The following is a 15304-nucleotide window of genomic DNA, read 5'->3' on the forward strand; positions in this document are numbered from 1 at the left end:
CCGGCGAGTTGCTACAATACTGCGTCAGGCTTCTGCGCGGCGGTACATCCTTCTTGGATGCCCAATCTTCCCGTACAGCATCTCCACCGTCAGAAAACCCACCTCCACGCAGTGTTCCAGATAGCGCCGGGTGGTGGTTTTACTCAGGCCCGTCTCGCTCACCACCTCATCCACCGTAAAGCAGTGCGCCGCCTTGCTGTTGAACAGCGTTTGCACCCGCGCCAGCGTGTTCTCCTCTATCCCTTTGCTGCCGTTGTCCAGACGATAGTTTTTCGCCTGTAGCTGATAGAGTGAATCCACGTTCTGCTGGTCGACAATCTTCCAGACGCGCTGCTGCTCGGCAAACTGCACAAAACGCTCCAGCGACTGGCTCAGGCGCTTCCAGGATACCGGCTTGAGGATGTAGTCGAACGCGCCGTTACGAATGGCCTGGCTACAGGTGTCCATATCGCTGGCGGCGGTGATGAAAATCACCGAGCAGTTGGCGCGGGCGAGCATCGGGTTGCTGATAAGGGTGATGCCTTTGCCGTCCGGCAGGTAGTTATCCAGCAGCATCAGCTTCGGCTGTTTGCTCTCCAGCTGTCGCTGCGCGTCGGCCAATGACGCGGCAATCCCCACCAGCCTCAGGCGCGGATGTTTACCGATAAGCTCCGCGTGCAGTTGCGCCAGTTCGTTCTCGTCTTCAACAATCAGTACGTCGATAAGTTCATGTTGCATAGTCGGTATCTTCCAGTTCCTGTGCGGGGTGCCGGGCCGTTCCCGTGGCGGGAATAAACAGTGAGAAAATGGCACCGCGTGGGGTGTTATCGGCAACTTCAATTGCGCCGCCAGCCTGCGTAACGTAGCTTTCAATCAGATACAGGCCTATACCATGATCGCCGCGCGTTTTGGTGGTGATGCCGCGCTCAAAGATCCGGTCGCGGATCGCCGGTGTGATGCCGACGCCCTGGTCGGCGACTTCAATAATCAATTCCTGCTCGTTCAGCTTTATCAGCACGTCTACCGGTGCATGCGGGAGCGGGGCGCGCTGGGTCGCTTCGATGGCGTTATCCAGCAAATTTCCGATGATCGAGACAAGTTCCGATTCGAGCAGCGGCAGGAACGGTTTATCTACCCGGCAGGCCGGATCGAAACTCAGCTCAACGCCTTTCTCACGGGCGCGGGCGGCTTTTCCAAGCAGCAAACCGCACAGCGTCGGGGAGCTAAAGCGGGACGAGATAAAGTCCAGCAGCTCCTGAGCGTGTTCCGACTGCGCCTGTATGTAGCGGATCGCCTCGTCATAACGGCCCATATGCAGCAGGCCGGACAGCGTGGTCATGCGGTTCAGCTGTTCGTGGCGCATGATGCGCAGGTTATCAACGTAGCGCTTCACCTGGCTAAGCTGGGCGCTGAGCGAGTCGATCTCGTTGCGATCGCGAAAGGTGATCACCCAGCCCTGCAACGCATCTTCCAGCATGATCCGCACCCGGCTGGCAATGACCGTGAGATCGTTAAAGCGACAGATCTCATCGTGAGTGTCTTTCGCAAGCATGGTCTGCGCGTTAAAGAACGGGACGGGTGCGATCACCTGGCTAATGTGCTGACCGCGCAGTTCGCGGGCGGGCTGACGTAAGCCTAATAATTTACGCGCCGCCTGGTTGATCACTTCGATGCGCAGGTCGTCATCGATGGCAATCACCCCTTCATAAATGGATTCCATCATCGCCTTTTGTTGACGCACCAGCAGGCCGATTTCGCGTGGTTCCAGAGAGAATATCTGCTTCTTAATGCTGCGGGTGAAGAACCAGGAGAAAATAAACAGGGCGATAAGCAGCAGCACGGCGGCAATCAGGATATTGACCACCTTGTTGACGGTGATGGTGTCCAGATAGCTTGTGAGATAGCCCACCGAAACAATCCCCACCACCTGCCCGGCATCATTAAAAATAGGGGCTTTGCTGCGTAGCGAAATGCCTAACCCGCCCTTGCGGATGGTAATGGTGCTTTTGCCGTGTAATACCTCGTCGTTGTCCCCGCCAACCAGCGTTTTGCCCACCCGGTCAGCAAACACGGAGTGAAAAAGATGCAGCCCTTTATTGTCACCAATCACAATAAAACTGGCGTCGCTGTGGGCGGCTATTTTCTGCATAAAGTCATGGATGCTCTGGATATCCTTTTGTTCGACTTCTTTTCGCAGAGTGGGAATAAGCGCTATCTCTTCAGCCTGTATTTTTGCGCGCGCGCTCATTTCCTGATAAAGCTGCCTGCCGACGTCGACATAATAATATCCGCCCAGTAATGCGAACAGCACTGAAAAAAAGGCGACCAGCGAAATAAACAGCTTGATCTGAAACGATACTTTCATAACTATCACGCAAGGTATCAACAGGTTGGCTGAATATATCATCTTTTAACGCCAGGATGCCCGCTTTGCCGAAAACTTGTGATCCCTTGCACAGCACGGTCTGTAAAAGATTTTTCCGAAAGTCTCATTCTCTGAATGCTAACTGAATAAATGTTATTTCTTTGTTCGGTTAGGAAAAGAAACCATAAAAACCACGGTAATAAATAAGGCGTAAATCACATTAAATAATAGAAACCATTAAAACCATAGCGGCCATTAAAACTTCGCCTTTAATATGTCATCCCTCACATAAAGTAAGCCTTTGTGACTCTAAGCTGAACGCACAAAATAACTAAGGGGCTTATTATGAGCACAACTGACGATTCATTCTCTGTTACCCACGACCCGATTGATATTCAGCGGCCATCCCTCAAGGAGCGCTGGTGGCATATTATGGATACCTGGAAAATCGGCATTATTCCTTTGCCGCTGTTCGTTCTGGCGGGCGCGCTGATTGCGATTGATTGTCTGGGCGGAAAGCTGCCGAGCGACATCGTGGTCATGGTGGCCACGCTGGCCTTCTTCGGCTTTGCCTGCGGCGAATTTGGCAAACGCCTGCCGATTGTCGGCAAGCTCGGCGCGGCGGCGATTTGCGCCACCTTTATCCCTTCCGCGCTGGTCTACTACGGTCTGCTGCCGGACGTGGTGGTGGAATCCACGACCAAATTCTACAAATCCACCAACATTCTCTACCTCTATATCTGCTGCATCATCGTCGGCAGCATCATGAGCATGAACCGCACCGTGCTGATCCAGGGCTTCCTGCGCATCTTCTTCCCGATGCTGTGCGGTGAAATCGTCGGCATGATTGTTGGCATGGGCGTGGGGCTGGCGCTGGGCCTTGAGCCGTTCCAGATCTTCTTCTTTATCATTCTGCCGATCATGGCGGGCGGCGTCGGGGAAGGGGCGATCCCGCTCTCCATCGGCTATGCCACCCTGCTGCATATGGACCAGGGCGTGGCGCTTGGCCGCGTGCTGCCGATGGTGATGCTCGGCGGTCTGACGGCGATCATTATTTCCGGCTGCCTCAACCAGCTCGGGAAACGCTACCCGCACCTGACCGGCGAAGGCCAGCTGATGCCTAACCGCGCGAATGCGGATACCACCGTCTCTCAGCCTGCGTTCTCCGGTAAGGCGGACGTGACCACTATCGCCTCCGGCGCGCTGCTGGCGGTGCTGCTGTACATGCTGGGCATGCTCGGCCACAAGCTGATTGGCCTGCCTGCGCCCGTTGGCATGCTGTTTATGGCGGTGCTGGTGAAGCTCTGCAACGGCGCTTCTCCGCGTCTGCTGGAGGGTTCCCAGGTGGTGTACAAATTCTTCCAGACCTCCGTGACCTATCCAATCCTGTTCGCCGTTGGCGTGGCAATTACCCCGTGGCACGAGCTGGTCGCGGCGTTCACCGTCAGCAACCTGCTGGTGATTATCAGCACCGTGTCTGCGCTGGTGGCGACCGGATTCTTCGTCGGTAAAAAAATCGGTATGCACCCGATTGATGTCGCCATCGTCTCCTGCTGCCAGAGCGGGCAGGGCGGTACCGGCGACGTGGCGATCCTGACCGCAGGCAACCGCATGAGCCTGATGCCCTTCGCCCAGATTGCTACCCGTATCGGCGGCGCGATTAACGTCTCTGTCTCACTGCTGATTCTGGGCAACTTCCTCGTCTAAGTATTCAGGAAAAAACAATGAAACTCGCAAGCTTTTTATACCAGGGAAAACGCAGTTACGGCATCGTTCAGGCCGAGGGCGTGATTGATTTAGGCCGCCGCCTGGGCGACCGCTACGGCGACCTTAAAGCGCTGTTGCAGGGGAACGGTCTGGCGCAGGCCACCCGTTTTCTGAACGACGCGGTGGACGTGCCGCTGAACGCCATCACCTTCTTGCCGGTGATCGTGCAGCCGGAAAAAATCCTCTGCGTGGGCATGAACTACGCCGACAAGCGCAAGGAGTTTGACCAACACAACCCGGCCCCGACGCTGTTTGTCCGCTTCCCGGATTCACAGACCGGCCACAACGAGCCGGTGCTGAAGCCGCGCCACTCCAGCGAATTCGACTACGAGGGCGAGCTGGCGGTGATCATCGGCAAAGGTGGGGAGAACATCAGCCGCGATGACGCCCTGCGCCACGTGGCGGGCTACAGCTGCTATATGGACGGCTCCGCCCGCGACTGGCAGCACACCTGGTTCACCGCCGGTAAAAACTGGCGTCAGACCGGCGCGTTTGGCCCCTGGATGGCGACGGCGGATGAGATCCCGGACCCGCACAGCCTGGCGATCCGCACCTGGCTTAACGGCCGCATGGTGCAGGAGGACAACACCAGCAGCATGATCCACAAGGTCGCGGAGCTCATCGAATACATCAGCACCTTCACTCGCCTCAGCCCGGGCGATGTGATCATTACCGGCTCTCCTGGCGGCGTGGGTAAAAAGCGCAACCCGCCGCTGTTTATGAAGGAGGGGGATCGCATTGAGGTGGAGATCGAGCATATCGGTCATCTGAGCAACGTGATCGTGGAAGCGCCAGCCGTCGGGCTTGCGGCGGCACACTGAGTAAGGCGGCAGCATGCAATCGCAACCCATTGATTTTCGCCATACCATTGTGGCGAAACACCCGGAACGCTTAAGCCAGATCCGCTACCTGCTGGCAGACAGCGGCCTTGGCCTGGACAACGACATCACGCTGTTTGTTGAAGCCTGGTCCGGCGCGCAGCTGGTGGGTTGCGCAGGGCTGGCTGCCAACGTCATCAAGTGCGTGGCGGTCAACGAGCAGCTTCGTGGGGAAAATCTCAGCGCGCGGCTGCTGGCAGAGGTGGAGAATGCGGCGCTGGAGCGCGGCCATTTTCACCTCTTCCTCTGCACCCGTCCGTGCAATAAGGAGCGCTTTGGCCGCAGCGGCTTCTGGCCAATTGCCCAGAGCGGGAACAACGCGGTGCTGATGGAGAACACCCCACAGGGGATCGCGCGCTACTGCCGTACCTTAAGCCGGATGCGAAAGGGCGGGGAGAAAACTGGCGCGATTGTGATGAACGCCAATCCCTTCACCCTCGGCCATCGCCATCTGGTGGAGCAGGCGGCGGCGCAGTGCGACGTCCTGCATCTGTTTGTGGTGCGTGAAGACGCCTCGTTCTTCCCGTTCAGCGCGCGCCTTGAGATGGTGCGCGCGGGCGTGGCGCATCTGCCGAATGTGGTGGTGCATGAAGGCTCGCAGTACATCATTTCCCGCGCCACGTTTCCGGCCTACTTTCTGAAAGAGACCGGTAAAGTGCAGCAGGCGTGGAGCGAGATCGACGTGCTGATCTTCCGGGACTTCATCGCCCCGGCGCTCGGTATCACGCACCGCTTTATCGGCTCGGAGCCGTTCTGCGATATCACCCGCCAGTACAACCAGACGCTGCACGATCTGCTGGCCTCGCATATCGAGGTGGTGGAGATGCCGCGCATCAAGGCCACCGGTAACGCCATTTCGGCGTCTGAAGTGCGCCGTTTACTCAAGACACAGCAGTTTTCCCGGATCCGGGAGATCGTCCCGGATTCCACCTTCGCGCATCTCGAAGCGCATTATCGCGCGAGTGCGGAAGTCGCATAACTATCAGGAATTTATCATGAATATTGTAAGGGAGGCGCTGGCCGGAACGCAGGAGTCCAGCGACCTGATGGTGAAAATCGCCCCCGCTCACGGCGAGCTGGAGATTGTCATCCACAGTGAAGTGATTAAGCAGTTTGGCGAGCACATTCGCCAGGTGGTCGACGACACGCTGCGCGCCATGAACGTGCATCAGGGATTAATCATTATTGAAGACAAAGGGGCGCTGGACTGTGCAATCCGCGCCCGCCTGCAAAGCGCGCTTCTGCGTGCTGCCGATGAACAGGCCATCAACTGGGAGGCGCTGAAATGAGCAAACTCCGCCGCAGTATGCTGTTCCTGCCGGGTGCCAACGCCGCCATGCTCTCCACCGCGTTTATCTACCGGCCAGACGCCATCATGTTCGATCTTGAAGATGCGGTGGCCCTGCGCGAGAAAGATACCGCACGCATGCTGGTGTTCCACGCGTTGCAGCATCCGATGTATCAGGATATCGAAACCGTGGTGCGCATAAACCCGCTGAGCACGCCGTTTGGCCTGCTGGATCTGGAAGCCGCCGTGCATGCGGGCGTGGACGTGATCCGCCTGCCGAAAACCGACACGCCGGATGACATCTACGAGCTGGAAGGCCACCTTGAGCGTATCGAACAGGAGTGCGGGCGCGAGGTGGGTTCTACCCGCGTGATGGCAGCGATTGAATCGGCTATTGGCGTCATCAATGCCGTGGCGATTGCCCGCAGCTCGCCGCGCCTGATCGGCATTGCGCTGGCGGCCTTTGACTACGTAATGGACATGCAGACCGAGCGCGGCGACGGCACCGAGCTGTTTTATGCCCGCTGCGCGGTGCTGCACGCGGCACGCGCTGCCGGCATCGACGCCTTCGACGTGGTGTGGTCAGACGTTAACGATGAAGCCGGGTTCCTGCGCGAGGTCGACCTGATCCGCAAGATGGGCTTCAACGGCAAGTCGCTGATTAACCCGCGCCAGATTGACCTGCTGCACAACGCCTACGCCCCGACGCAGGAAGAGGTGGAGCACGCCAAAAGGGTGATTGAAGCGGCAGAAGAGGGCGAGCGTAACGGCCTGGGCGTGGTGTCGCTCAACGGCAAAATGGTGGATGCCCCGATTATTAACCACGCGCAGGTGGTGCTGGAGCGCGCGGCGGCTTCCGGCGTGCGTCGGTAAGGATGACAAAATGAATCAGACAGAACTTCTCCACGTGAACTTCCCCCATCTGCGGGACCTGAAACCCTTTGATACCGCCCACAGCGCGACGCCCTGGCTGGCGGACAGCGACGCGAAGCACAACCGCAAGCTCTGTGCCTCCCTCGAAGAAGCCGTAGCGCGCAGCGGCTTGCAGGACGGAATGACTATCTCCTTCCACCATGCCTTTCGCGAAGGCGACCGGGTGATCAACACCGTTGTGGCGCTACTGGCGCGGATGGGATTTAAAAATTTGACCCTGGCCTCCAGCTCGCTGATGACCTGCAACGACGCGCTGATCGAGCATATCGAAAGCGGCGTGATTACCCGAATTTACACCTCCGGCATGCGCGGCAGGCTGGCGGACGCCATCTCCCACGGGCTGATGGACGAGCCGGTACAGATTCACTCCCACGGCGGGCGCGTGAAGCTGCTCCAGGACGGCGAGCTGAACATCGACGTGGCGTTTCTCGGCGTGCCGTGCAGCGATGCGTTTGGCAACGCCAACGGGACGCACGGAAAATCGTGCTGCGGTTCGCTGGGCTACGCCATGGTGGACGCGCACTTTGCCCGCAAGGTGGTGCTGCTGACCGAAGAACTGGTGCCGTTCCCGAATATGCCCGCCAGCCTGGTGCAGGACCAGGTGGACTACGTCGTGCAGGTGGAGAGCGTGGGCGACCCGGCGAAAATCAGCGTCGGCGCGGCGCGCGTCACCAGCAACCCGCGCGAGCTGATGATCGCCCGCTATGCTGCGGACGTGATTGAGCACTCCGGCTATTTCAAACCGGGCTTCTCGATGCAGACCGGCTCCGGCGCGGCGGCCACCGCCTGCACCCGCTTTATGGAAGAGAAGATGGAGCGCAGCGGCGTAAAGGCGCGCTTTGCGCTCGGCGGCATCACCGGCAGCCTGGTGGACCTGCACGAGAAGGGGCTTATCGAAAAGCTGCTCGACACCCAGTGCTTTGACGGCCAGGCGGCGGCTTCGCTGGCGCGCAACCCGAACCACGTAGAGATCTCCACCAACGTCTACGCCAACCCCGGCAGCAAGGCGGCAAGCTGCGACCAGCTCGACGTGGTGATCCTCAGCGCCCTGGAAATTGACATTGATTTTAACGTTAACGTCATCACCGGCTCCGACGGCGTGATGCGTGGCGCATCCGGCGGGCACTGCGACGTGGCGGCGGCAGCCAACCTGACCATCGTCGTCGCGCCGCTGCTGCGCAGCCGCATTCCGACGGTGGTCAAGCGCGTCACCACGCGCCTCACGCCGGGCGAGAGCATCGACGTGTTGGTCACCGACCACGGCATTGCGGTCAACCCGGCGCGCCCGGAGATCCGCGAGCGCCTGATGGCGGCAGGATTAAAGGTTGTGGATATCCATGCGCTCTACGAGCGGGCGATTTCCCTGACCGGTGTACCGAAACCGATTGAATTTACCGACAAAATCGTCGGCGTCATCCGCTACCGCGACGGCAGCGTGATCGACACCGTGCGACAGGTAAAGGAGTGAATATGACGATTGCGACACCCGTGCGGGCGGGTGTCAGCCTGGACGAACTGCTGGCGGCGAAAGATCGCCGCGCGGCGCGCCAGGCCGACATGCTCACGCACTATCAACAACCGGTGATTTCCCTCACGCTGATCACGCCCGGGGACATTAAAGACAGCCTGCGCTATCGCAACACCATGGGCGTGGCGCTCCAGATGTGCGACCAGCTGCTGTGGGAGAACCGCTGGCAGGTGCTGGACCGCCAGGTGCTGTGGCTGCCCACCGGACCGGAAGCCTTGTGGTGCGTCGCCCATCCGGCGGCGGAAATCAAAGCGCACTGTGCCGAGCTGGAGCAGACGCACCCGCTCGGCAGGCTGTGGGACCTGGATGTCATCTGTCCTCAGCATGGCCACGTCGGGCGCCAGTCGCTGGGGGCAAACCTCAGGCGCTGCCTGATCTGCGACGAGCCCGCGCATGCCTGCTCCCGTTCGCGGCGCCATCCCGTTGAGCAGGTAGTTTCCCGCGTGGAGAAGACGATCGATGACTGGTTTGCTCGCGACTAAACCGCGCCCGACTGATGTGCCCGCGCTTGCCGAAGCGGCGCTGTGGCAGGAGCTGGAGCTGACGCCCAAGCCGGGGCTGGTGGACAAGCTTAACAACGGTTCCCATCGCGATATGGATCATGCCCTGTTTGTTCGCAGCATTACGGCGATTACGCCGTGGTTTGCCCGTTTTGCGGAGCTGGGCGAGGCACATGCGGACAAGCCAGCCGCTCAGCAGCTGCGGATTATCCGCCCGATGGGGATGGCCTGCGAGCAGGCGATGTACGCCGCGACGGACGGGGTGAACACACACAAGGGCGGGATTTTTGCCCTCGGTTTGCTCTGCTTCGCTGCCGGGCGCGTGAAAACGGTCTCCGCCGGCAGCCTCTGTTGTGAGGTAAGTAACATCTGCCGTGGGCTGGTAGCGCGTGAGCTCGTCGGGCGCAGCGGGCAGGCAACGGCGGGCGAGCGGCAGTTTCAGCTGTACGGTCTCACCGGCGCGCGCGGCGAGGCAGAAAGCGGCTTCAGCACGGTGCGTAACGCGCTGAAGCAGTGGAAGGGGAATTCCCTTCATGACCTGTTGTTACGCCTGATGGCCATCAACCAGGACAGCAATCTGGTGTCGCGCGGCGGTATGAAGGGGCTGCGCTACGTACAACGTTACGCGCGGGAACTGCTGGCGAACGGCTGGGATCGCGATGCGTTGCTCAGGATGGATAGGGCGTTGATTGAACGAAACCTGAGTCCGGGCGGCAGCGCGGATTTGCTGTCGGTGGGGTGGGTGCTGTCTGCAATAAAATAGCCGGGTGGCGGCTACGCCTTACCCGGCCTACGGTCTGGTTTTGTAGGCCCGGTAAGCGCAGCGCCACCGGGCACAACAATTAATGCGCGATCGGCTGCGCACCCTGCGGTTCGCGAACGTGCTTGTACTTGAACAGCGCGAGGAACGCGAAGAACAGCACCAGCGAATACGCCGCGAAGATCAGCCACACGGGCTGCCAGTCGGTAATGCCGTTGGTGGTGTACATCTCAACCACTTTACCGCTCACCACGCCGCCCAGAATACAGCCGAAGCCGTTGGTCATCATCAGGAACATGCCCTGCGCGCTGGCGCGGATTTCAGGCTTCACCTCTTTTTCCACAAACACCGAACCGGAAATGTTGAAGAAGTCGAAGGCGCAGCCGTAAACAATCATCGACAGTACCAGCAGCACGGTGCCGAACGCGCTCGGGTCACCGTAGGCGAACAGGCCGAAGCGCAGCATCCACGCGGCGATACTGATCAGCATGACGTTCTTGATGCCGTAGCGGCTCAGGAAGAACGGGATGGTCAGGATGAACAGCGTCTCGGAGATCTGCGAGATGGACATCATCACCGACGCGTGCTCAACGATAAAGCTCCCGGCAAACAGCGGATCGTTATCGAAGCTGTGCAGGAAGGTGTTGCCGAACATGTTGGTGATTTGCAGCTCCGCGCCCAGCAGCATGGAGAAGATAAAGAAGATCGCCATGCGCTTGTTTTTGAACAGGGCGAAGGCGTCCAGGCCAAGCATGGTGCTCCAGCTCTGGTTTTTCTGCTGGTTAGACACCGGAATGGTTGGCAGCGTCAGGGTGAACAGCGCCAGCAGTACGGAGAGCGCAGCACCAATATACAGCTGCATGTGGCTCAGCTCGAAGCCCGCGAAGCTCACGCCCCACATCGCCATGATAAAGCCGATGGTGCCCCAGATACGGATTGGCGGGAAGTCGGTGACGATATCCAGACCGGCTGATTTCAGGCGGTAGTAGGAGATGGAGTTGATCAGCCCAAGGGTTGGCATATACGCCAGCGAGTTAAGCAGGATCACCATAAACATCGCCCCCGGCGTGGTCACTTCGGCCGCCATAAACAGCGTCCCCGCACCCACCAGATGGCAAAGCATATACAGCCATTTCGCACTTAACCATTTATCTGCCACGATACCGAGCAGCGTTGGCATGAAAACAGCCGCAATACCCAGCGAGCTGTAGACGGCACCGATTGACGCACCATCAAACTTGAGCGTCACAAACATATAGGAGCCGAGTGTAGTCAGCCAGCTACCCCACAGGCAGAACTGCAGAAACGACAAGATTTTAAGCTGCAGCTTAAGGTTCATGTTACTTTCCTCACAAGTGAGCGGGAGATGTGTTGTTATAGGAACATTCAGGGTTGTTATTTGATGCAATTCTATCAGCAGGCGAGGTTATGTTTTGTTACCTCCCGCAAAAAAATGCAATCCACATTAATTTGCAGTCTGGATTGTGATGCAAATAGCATTTTCGTATGGATGGAGAGAAGCAGAACACCTTCTCCTTACAGGAGAAGGTGTGTTGATTATCGACGACGATAGTTTTTCTGCGCCGTATTCACCTTATACAGGTACCGGCGGGATTCCGCAGACGGGTGGCGGGTGGTGAGGGTAGCGTACACGTCCCCCGGCGCCATGCTGTTGATGATATTCGCAGCCTGCACCTTGTCGTTCGAGAAGACGCGCAGCACGCTGCCGGCCCCGCCATTATAGGCGGTGATCACCGCATAGCGGCGTGACGTTGGGTTATCAATTCCACCGAGATAGACATTGTTCAGCATCGCCAGATAGGCCGTGCCGGTATCAATGTTGCTTTGCGGATCGAACAGGTAGCTGCGGCTCGGCGTGCCGGATTTCCCCTGCGAGCGGAACACGTCTTTACCGGCGCTGTGCTGCACAACCTGCATCAGCCCCAGCGCGTCGGAACGGCTCACCGCGTAGGGGTTGAACGAGGATTCGGTCTGCATAATCGCCAGGATCAGCGACTCGTCCACGCCATATTTACGCGACGCCTGACGCACCATGCCCAGATACTTATGCGCACGCTTGTCGAGGTGGTTCGGCACCAGGTTAATGGTCACGCTGTAAATCACCTTCAGGCCGTTGGTGCGGCTTTTCAGGCGGGTTTGCAGCAGGTAGTCGGCGAATTTGGTGGCGCGGCCTTCCCAGCGGATCGGCTGACCGGTCTGGTCTACGACCTGCCCATACAGGAACGGCTCTTTGGAGATGGTAATGTCATCGGCATCAGAGTAGAGGTCAATCGACCCCGGATCGTCGCCCATCAGCAGGGTCTTGATGATGGCCTGACGTAAATGCGCCGCAGGTTCAGTCCCCGCGATGGTTTCAACCGTAATCGTACCGTCATCGAAGTTGATGTGGCTACGGGTCTGATAGGCGTCGGTGTACTTAACGTAGTCCTTCGGTCCGGCAATCAGGACTTCGTTAAATCCCCATATATTTTCGATGTTGTGGGCAAACTGCCCCATCAAAATGTCAAAACCGTTGGTGTCCTTAACCCAGGCTTCGTTATAGCTATCGCCCTTTTTGGAAGAACAAGACACAAGCAACGGCGCAACAAGTGCTAGCGCTAAAAGTTTTTTCATCATTCCGGGAGTGCGTGTTGTGTTTGCTTAGTCGTTGCTTTCGCCGGGTGGCGCTGCGCTTAGCCGGCCTACAAAACCGTAGGCCCGTGCAAGCAAAGCGCCGCCGGGCAACAGCCGCAGAGTATTATTTTTCCGGTGGCGTATAGCCTTCGATGTGGACGTCTTTGCCCTCGAACAGGAAGTTCACCATCTCCTGCTCCAGCAGCTTGCGGTGCTCCGGGTTCATCATGCTGAGCTTTTTCTCGTTGATCAGCATGGTCTGTTTTTTCTGCCACTGTCCCCAGGCTTCTTTGGAGATCTCGTTATAGATGCGCTTACCCAGGTCGCCCGGGTAGAGCTGGAAATCCTGGCCTTCAGCGTCGCGCTGTAGGAAAGTACAAAAAATGGTTCTGGCCATACTCATTCCTCTTTGTGTTGCCGATGCTAAACCATTGCACCGACACGTAATTGCTGTAACAGGCGCTCCACGGGAGCCGCCAGCCCGACTGATGGCGGTTGCGCTAAGTTATACCAGAGAGCGGTGCCTTCATCCATGCAGGAGGTGAACGAGGACACGGGAAGCCACATAGGCACAATATCCAGATGGAAATGGCTGAAGGTATGGCGGAACGCGTTCAGCTGCGTCAGGGTATCTGCCGCAATGCCGCGCTGTTCAAGCCATTCCCGAAGCGAGGCTTCATCTTCAAACTGTGGGAAGCAGTATAGACCACCCCACAGGCCGCTCGGCGGGCGCTGGGCGAGGAAGACGTCGTCGCCGTGCTGCATCAGCAGCATATAGCCGGTGCGCTCCGGCAGCGTCTGTTTGGGTTTCTTACCCGGATACTGCGCCCATGACTGGTTGGCATACGCCACGCAGAGGTTGTTCACCGGGCAGAGTTCGCACTTCGGTTTTGAGCGCGTGCAGACCATCGCGCCGAGATCCATCATCGCCTGGTTAAAACGCTCTACGCCCTTCGCCGGGGTGACCGCTTCAGCGATCTCCCACAGGCGTTTTTCAACGTCTTTCTTACCCGGCCAGCCGTCAACGGCGTAGCAGCGTGCGAGCACGCGCTTCACGTTGCCGTCGAGGATCGGGAAATGCTTGCCTAATGAAAGGGAGAGGATCGCGCCTGCGGTTGAACGCCCGACGCCGGGTAAATCCGCTACCTCGTCGAAGGTTTCCGGGAATTTACCGTTGTGGCGCGTGGCGACCTGCTGCGCGGCCTTATGCAAGTTGCGCGCACGGGCGTAATAGCCCAGCCCGGTCCACAGGTGCAGCACTTCGTCCAGCGGCGCGTTTGCCAGGTCGGTGACCGTCGGGAAGCGCGCCATAAAACGCTCGAAGTAAGGGATCACGGTGGCGACCTGCGTTTGTTGCAACATCACCTCGGAGAGCCATACTTTGTAGGGCGTTTTTTCAATTTGCCAGGGCAGGGTTTTACGCCCGTATTTGTCGTACCAGTCCAGCACCTGGGCTGAAAATTGAGAGGCTTGCATGGTCATCGATTCGCATAATCAGGGACGCAGATTGCAGCACAGCGTCAATCTGCTGTAAACCGGATCTTTCCCATGCTTGCATAGAAGCCTTAACTTTGGATAATGCCCGTTTCCCGAACACTCTCACAAGCAGACAACTCTTTTATGAAAAACGACGTCATTTCACCGGAATTTGATGAAAACGGTCGCCCGCTGCGCCGTATTCGCAGCTTTGTCCGCCGTCAGGGCCGCCTGACAAAAGGGCAGCAACACGCGCTGGACAACTACTGGCCGGTGATGGGCGTTGAGTTCAGCGAGCAGCCGCTCGACTTTACCGAGCTGTTTGGCCGCGACGCGCCCGTCACGCTGGAGATCGGGTTTGGTATGGGCACCTCGCTGGTCACAATGGCGAAAGCGCGCCCGGAGCAGAACTTCCTCGGCATTGAAGTACACTCGCCGGGCGTCGGCGCGTGCCTGGCAACGGCCCACGAAGAGGGCGTTGAGAACCTGCGCGTGATGTGTCACGACGCGGTGGAAGTGCTGCACAAAATGATTCCTGACAATTCTTTGAACATGGTTCAGCTCTTTTTCCCTGACCCATGGCATAAAGCGCGTCATAATAAACGCCGTATCGTTCAGGCACCGTTTGCCGAGCTGGTGAAAAGTAAGCTCAAGCTGGGCGGCGTTTTCCACATGGCGACCGACTGGGAACCTTATGCGGAACACATGCTGGAAGTGATGTCGTCGCTGGACGGGTATAAAAACCAGTCCGAGAGCAACGACTACGTACCGCGTCCGGATTCACGTCCGGTGACAAAATTTGAACAGCGTGGCCATCGTCTTGGTCACGGCGTATGGGACTTAATGTTCGAGAGGGTGAAATAATGGCAAAGAATCGTAGCCGTCGTCTGCGTAAAAAGATGCACATCGAAGAATTCCAGGAAGTGGGCTTCTCCGTTGCCTGGCGTTTCCCGGAAGGCACCAGCGTTGAGCAGATCGATCAGGACGTTGATGCGTTCATCAACGAGGTCATCGAGCCAAACAAGCTGGCCTTCGACGGTAGCGGCTATCTGGCGTGGGAAGGTCTGATCTGCACCCAGGAAGTGGGTAAATGCACCGAAGAACACCAGGCGCTGGTACGCAAATGGCTTGAAGACCACAAGATGGAAGATGTCCGCGTGAGCGAACTTTTCGACGTTTGGTGGGACTAATAAAGC

The 15304-nt window shown here is 58.2% G+C and carries 16 protein-coding genes; 10 read left to right on the top strand and 6 right to left on the bottom strand.

The features are described from left to right. Window positions 1–24: 24 nt before the first annotated feature. Both IM267_RS07865 and IM267_RS07870 read right to left on the bottom strand, forming a co-directional pair. The gene (locus tag IM267_RS07865; protein WP_047367414.1) at window positions 25–717 is read right to left on the bottom strand and encodes a response regulator; all 693 of its coding nucleotides are present in this window, start codon (window positions 715–717) and stop codon (window positions 25–27) included. Continuing rightward, on the bottom strand, window positions 707–2344 hold the full coding sequence (locus tag IM267_RS07870; RefSeq protein WP_193033134.1) for a sensor histidine kinase: 1638 nt from the start codon (window positions 2342–2344) through the stop codon (window positions 707–709). The genes IM267_RS07865 and IM267_RS07870 overlap by 11 nt, the downstream gene beginning before the upstream one ends. Window positions 2345–2689: 345 nt before the next feature. Here IM267_RS07870 and IM267_RS07875 point away from each other — a divergent pair, with 345 nt between their 5' ends. From IM267_RS07875 to citG, 8 genes are read left to right on the top strand one after another with little or no spacing between them, the layout of a single operon-like run. Continuing rightward, window positions 2690–4051, top strand: a complete 1362-nt coding sequence (locus IM267_RS07875; protein ID WP_063867806.1) for a 2-hydroxycarboxylate transporter family protein — start codon at window positions 2690–2692, stop codon at window positions 4049–4051. A 17-nt stretch (window positions 4052–4068) separates the two neighbouring features. Beyond that, complete coding sequence (locus IM267_RS07880) at window positions 4069–4932, top strand: fumarylacetoacetate hydrolase family protein (protein ID WP_015571851.1); 864 nt, start codon at window positions 4069–4071, stop codon at window positions 4930–4932. A 13-nt stretch (window positions 4933–4945) separates the two neighbouring features. After that, window positions 4946–5968, top strand: coding sequence for a [citrate (pro-3S)-lyase] ligase (citC, locus tag IM267_RS07885; RefSeq protein WP_193033135.1), 1023 nt, complete (start codon window positions 4946–4948; stop codon window positions 5966–5968). Between the two features lie 16 nt (window positions 5969–5984). After that, a complete protein-coding gene (gene citD / locus IM267_RS07890; RefSeq protein ID WP_107533737.1) occupies window positions 5985–6278 on the top strand; it encodes a citrate lyase acyl carrier protein in 294 nt (97 codons plus the stop codon). Beyond that, window positions 6275–7150 carry a citrate (pro-3S)-lyase subunit beta gene (gene citE, locus IM267_RS07895; protein WP_112791624.1) on the top strand — a complete coding sequence of 292 codons (876 nt, stop codon included), beginning with the start codon at window positions 6275–6277 and terminating at the stop codon, window positions 7148–7150. Before citD ends, citE begins: the two co-directional genes overlap by 4 nt. 10 nt (window positions 7151–7160) lie before the next feature. After that, entirely contained in the window at window positions 7161–8678 is a 1518-nt protein-coding gene (gene citF, locus IM267_RS07900) for a citrate lyase subunit alpha (RefSeq protein WP_193033136.1), read from the top strand. A 2-nt stretch (window positions 8679–8680) separates the two neighbouring features. Next, window positions 8681–9220 (top strand): citrate lyase holo-[acyl-carrier protein] synthase, encoded by a 540-nt coding sequence (citX, locus tag IM267_RS07905; RefSeq protein WP_193033137.1) that lies wholly within the window; start codon window positions 8681–8683, stop codon window positions 9218–9220. Continuing rightward, window positions 9198–10001 (top strand): triphosphoribosyl-dephospho-CoA synthase CitG, encoded by an 804-nt coding sequence (gene citG, locus IM267_RS07910; protein ID WP_193033138.1) that lies wholly within the window; start codon window positions 9198–9200, stop codon window positions 9999–10001. The genes citX and citG overlap by 23 nt, the downstream gene beginning before the upstream one ends. A gap of 79 nt (window positions 10002–10080) precedes the next feature. Here the strand turns inward: citG and IM267_RS07915 are convergent, their stop codons facing one another. The 4 genes from IM267_RS07915 to mutY all read right to left on the bottom strand — a co-directional run bounded on the left by IM267_RS07915 (window position 10081) and on the right by mutY (window position 14108). Then, window positions 10081–11337, bottom strand: a complete 1257-nt coding sequence (locus IM267_RS07915) for a nucleoside permease (protein ID WP_193033139.1) — start codon at window positions 11335–11337, stop codon at window positions 10081–10083. Window positions 11338–11555: 218 nt separating this feature from the next. After that, window positions 11556–12632, bottom strand: a complete 1077-nt coding sequence (mltC, locus tag IM267_RS07920; RefSeq protein WP_063451224.1) for a membrane-bound lytic murein transglycosylase MltC — start codon at window positions 12630–12632, stop codon at window positions 11556–11558. A 124-nt stretch (window positions 12633–12756) separates the two neighbouring features. Next, complete coding sequence (locus IM267_RS07925) at window positions 12757–13029, bottom strand: oxidative damage protection protein (protein WP_003862425.1); 273 nt, start codon at window positions 13027–13029, stop codon at window positions 12757–12759. A gap of 26 nt (window positions 13030–13055) precedes the next feature. Beyond that, a complete protein-coding gene (mutY, locus tag IM267_RS07930) occupies window positions 13056–14108 on the bottom strand; it encodes an A/G-specific adenine glycosylase (protein WP_107535621.1) in 1053 nt (350 codons plus the stop codon). 144 nt (window positions 14109–14252) lie between these two features. Between mutY and trmB the strand changes: the two genes are divergently transcribed. Beyond that, complete coding sequence (trmB, locus tag IM267_RS07935) at window positions 14253–14972, top strand: tRNA (guanosine(46)-N7)-methyltransferase TrmB (RefSeq protein WP_022649361.1); 720 nt, start codon at window positions 14253–14255, stop codon at window positions 14970–14972. Then, a complete protein-coding gene (locus IM267_RS07940) occupies window positions 14972–15298 on the top strand; it encodes a YggL family protein (RefSeq protein ID WP_006178455.1) in 327 nt (108 codons plus the stop codon). The genes trmB and IM267_RS07940 overlap by 1 nt, the downstream gene beginning before the upstream one ends. Window positions 15299–15304: the final 6 nt, after the last annotated feature.

This window comes from Enterobacter cloacae complex sp. P15RS, assembly GCF_014895905.1.
Lineage (GTDB): Bacteria > Pseudomonadota > Gammaproteobacteria > Enterobacterales > Enterobacteriaceae > Enterobacter > Enterobacter quasihormaechei.

Bases quoted from the DNA above. Each gene is read 5' to 3' on its own strand.
- IM267_RS07865 (WP_047367414.1), bottom strand. From the start codon at position 717: ATGCAACATGAACTTATCGACGTACTGATTGTTGAAGACGAGAACGAA.
- IM267_RS07870 (WP_193033134.1), bottom strand. From the start codon at position 2,344: ATGAAAGTATCGTTTCAGATCAAGCTGTTTATTTCGCTGGTCGCCTTT.
- IM267_RS07875 (WP_063867806.1), top strand. From the start codon at position 2,690: ATGAGCACAACTGACGATTCATTCTCTGTTACCCACGACCCGATTGAT.
- IM267_RS07880 (WP_015571851.1), top strand. From the start codon at position 4,069: ATGAAACTCGCAAGCTTTTTATACCAGGGAAAACGCAGTTACGGCATC.
- citC (WP_193033135.1), top strand. From the start codon at position 4,946: ATGCAATCGCAACCCATTGATTTTCGCCATACCATTGTGGCGAAACAC.
- citD (WP_107533737.1), top strand. From the start codon at position 5,985: ATGAATATTGTAAGGGAGGCGCTGGCCGGAACGCAGGAGTCCAGCGAC.
- citE (WP_112791624.1), top strand. From the start codon at position 6,275: ATGAGCAAACTCCGCCGCAGTATGCTGTTCCTGCCGGGTGCCAACGCC.
- citF (WP_193033136.1), top strand. From the start codon at position 7,161: ATGAATCAGACAGAACTTCTCCACGTGAACTTCCCCCATCTGCGGGAC.
- citX (WP_193033137.1), top strand. From the start codon at position 8,681: ATGACGATTGCGACACCCGTGCGGGCGGGTGTCAGCCTGGACGAACTG.
- citG (WP_193033138.1), top strand. From the start codon at position 9,198: ATGACTGGTTTGCTCGCGACTAAACCGCGCCCGACTGATGTGCCCGCG.
- IM267_RS07915 (WP_193033139.1), bottom strand. From the start codon at position 11,337: ATGAACCTTAAGCTGCAGCTTAAAATCTTGTCGTTTCTGCAGTTCTGC.
- mltC (WP_063451224.1), bottom strand. From the start codon at position 12,632: ATGAAAAAACTTTTAGCGCTAGCACTTGTTGCGCCGTTGCTTGTGTCT.
- IM267_RS07925 (WP_003862425.1), bottom strand. From the start codon at position 13,029: ATGGCCAGAACCATTTTTTGTACTTTCCTACAGCGCGACGCTGAAGGC.
- mutY (WP_107535621.1), bottom strand. From the start codon at position 14,108: ATGCAAGCCTCTCAATTTTCAGCCCAGGTGCTGGACTGGTACGACAAA.
- trmB (WP_022649361.1), top strand. From the start codon at position 14,253: ATGAAAAACGACGTCATTTCACCGGAATTTGATGAAAACGGTCGCCCG.
- IM267_RS07940 (WP_006178455.1), top strand. From the start codon at position 14,972: ATGGCAAAGAATCGTAGCCGTCGTCTGCGTAAAAAGATGCACATCGAA.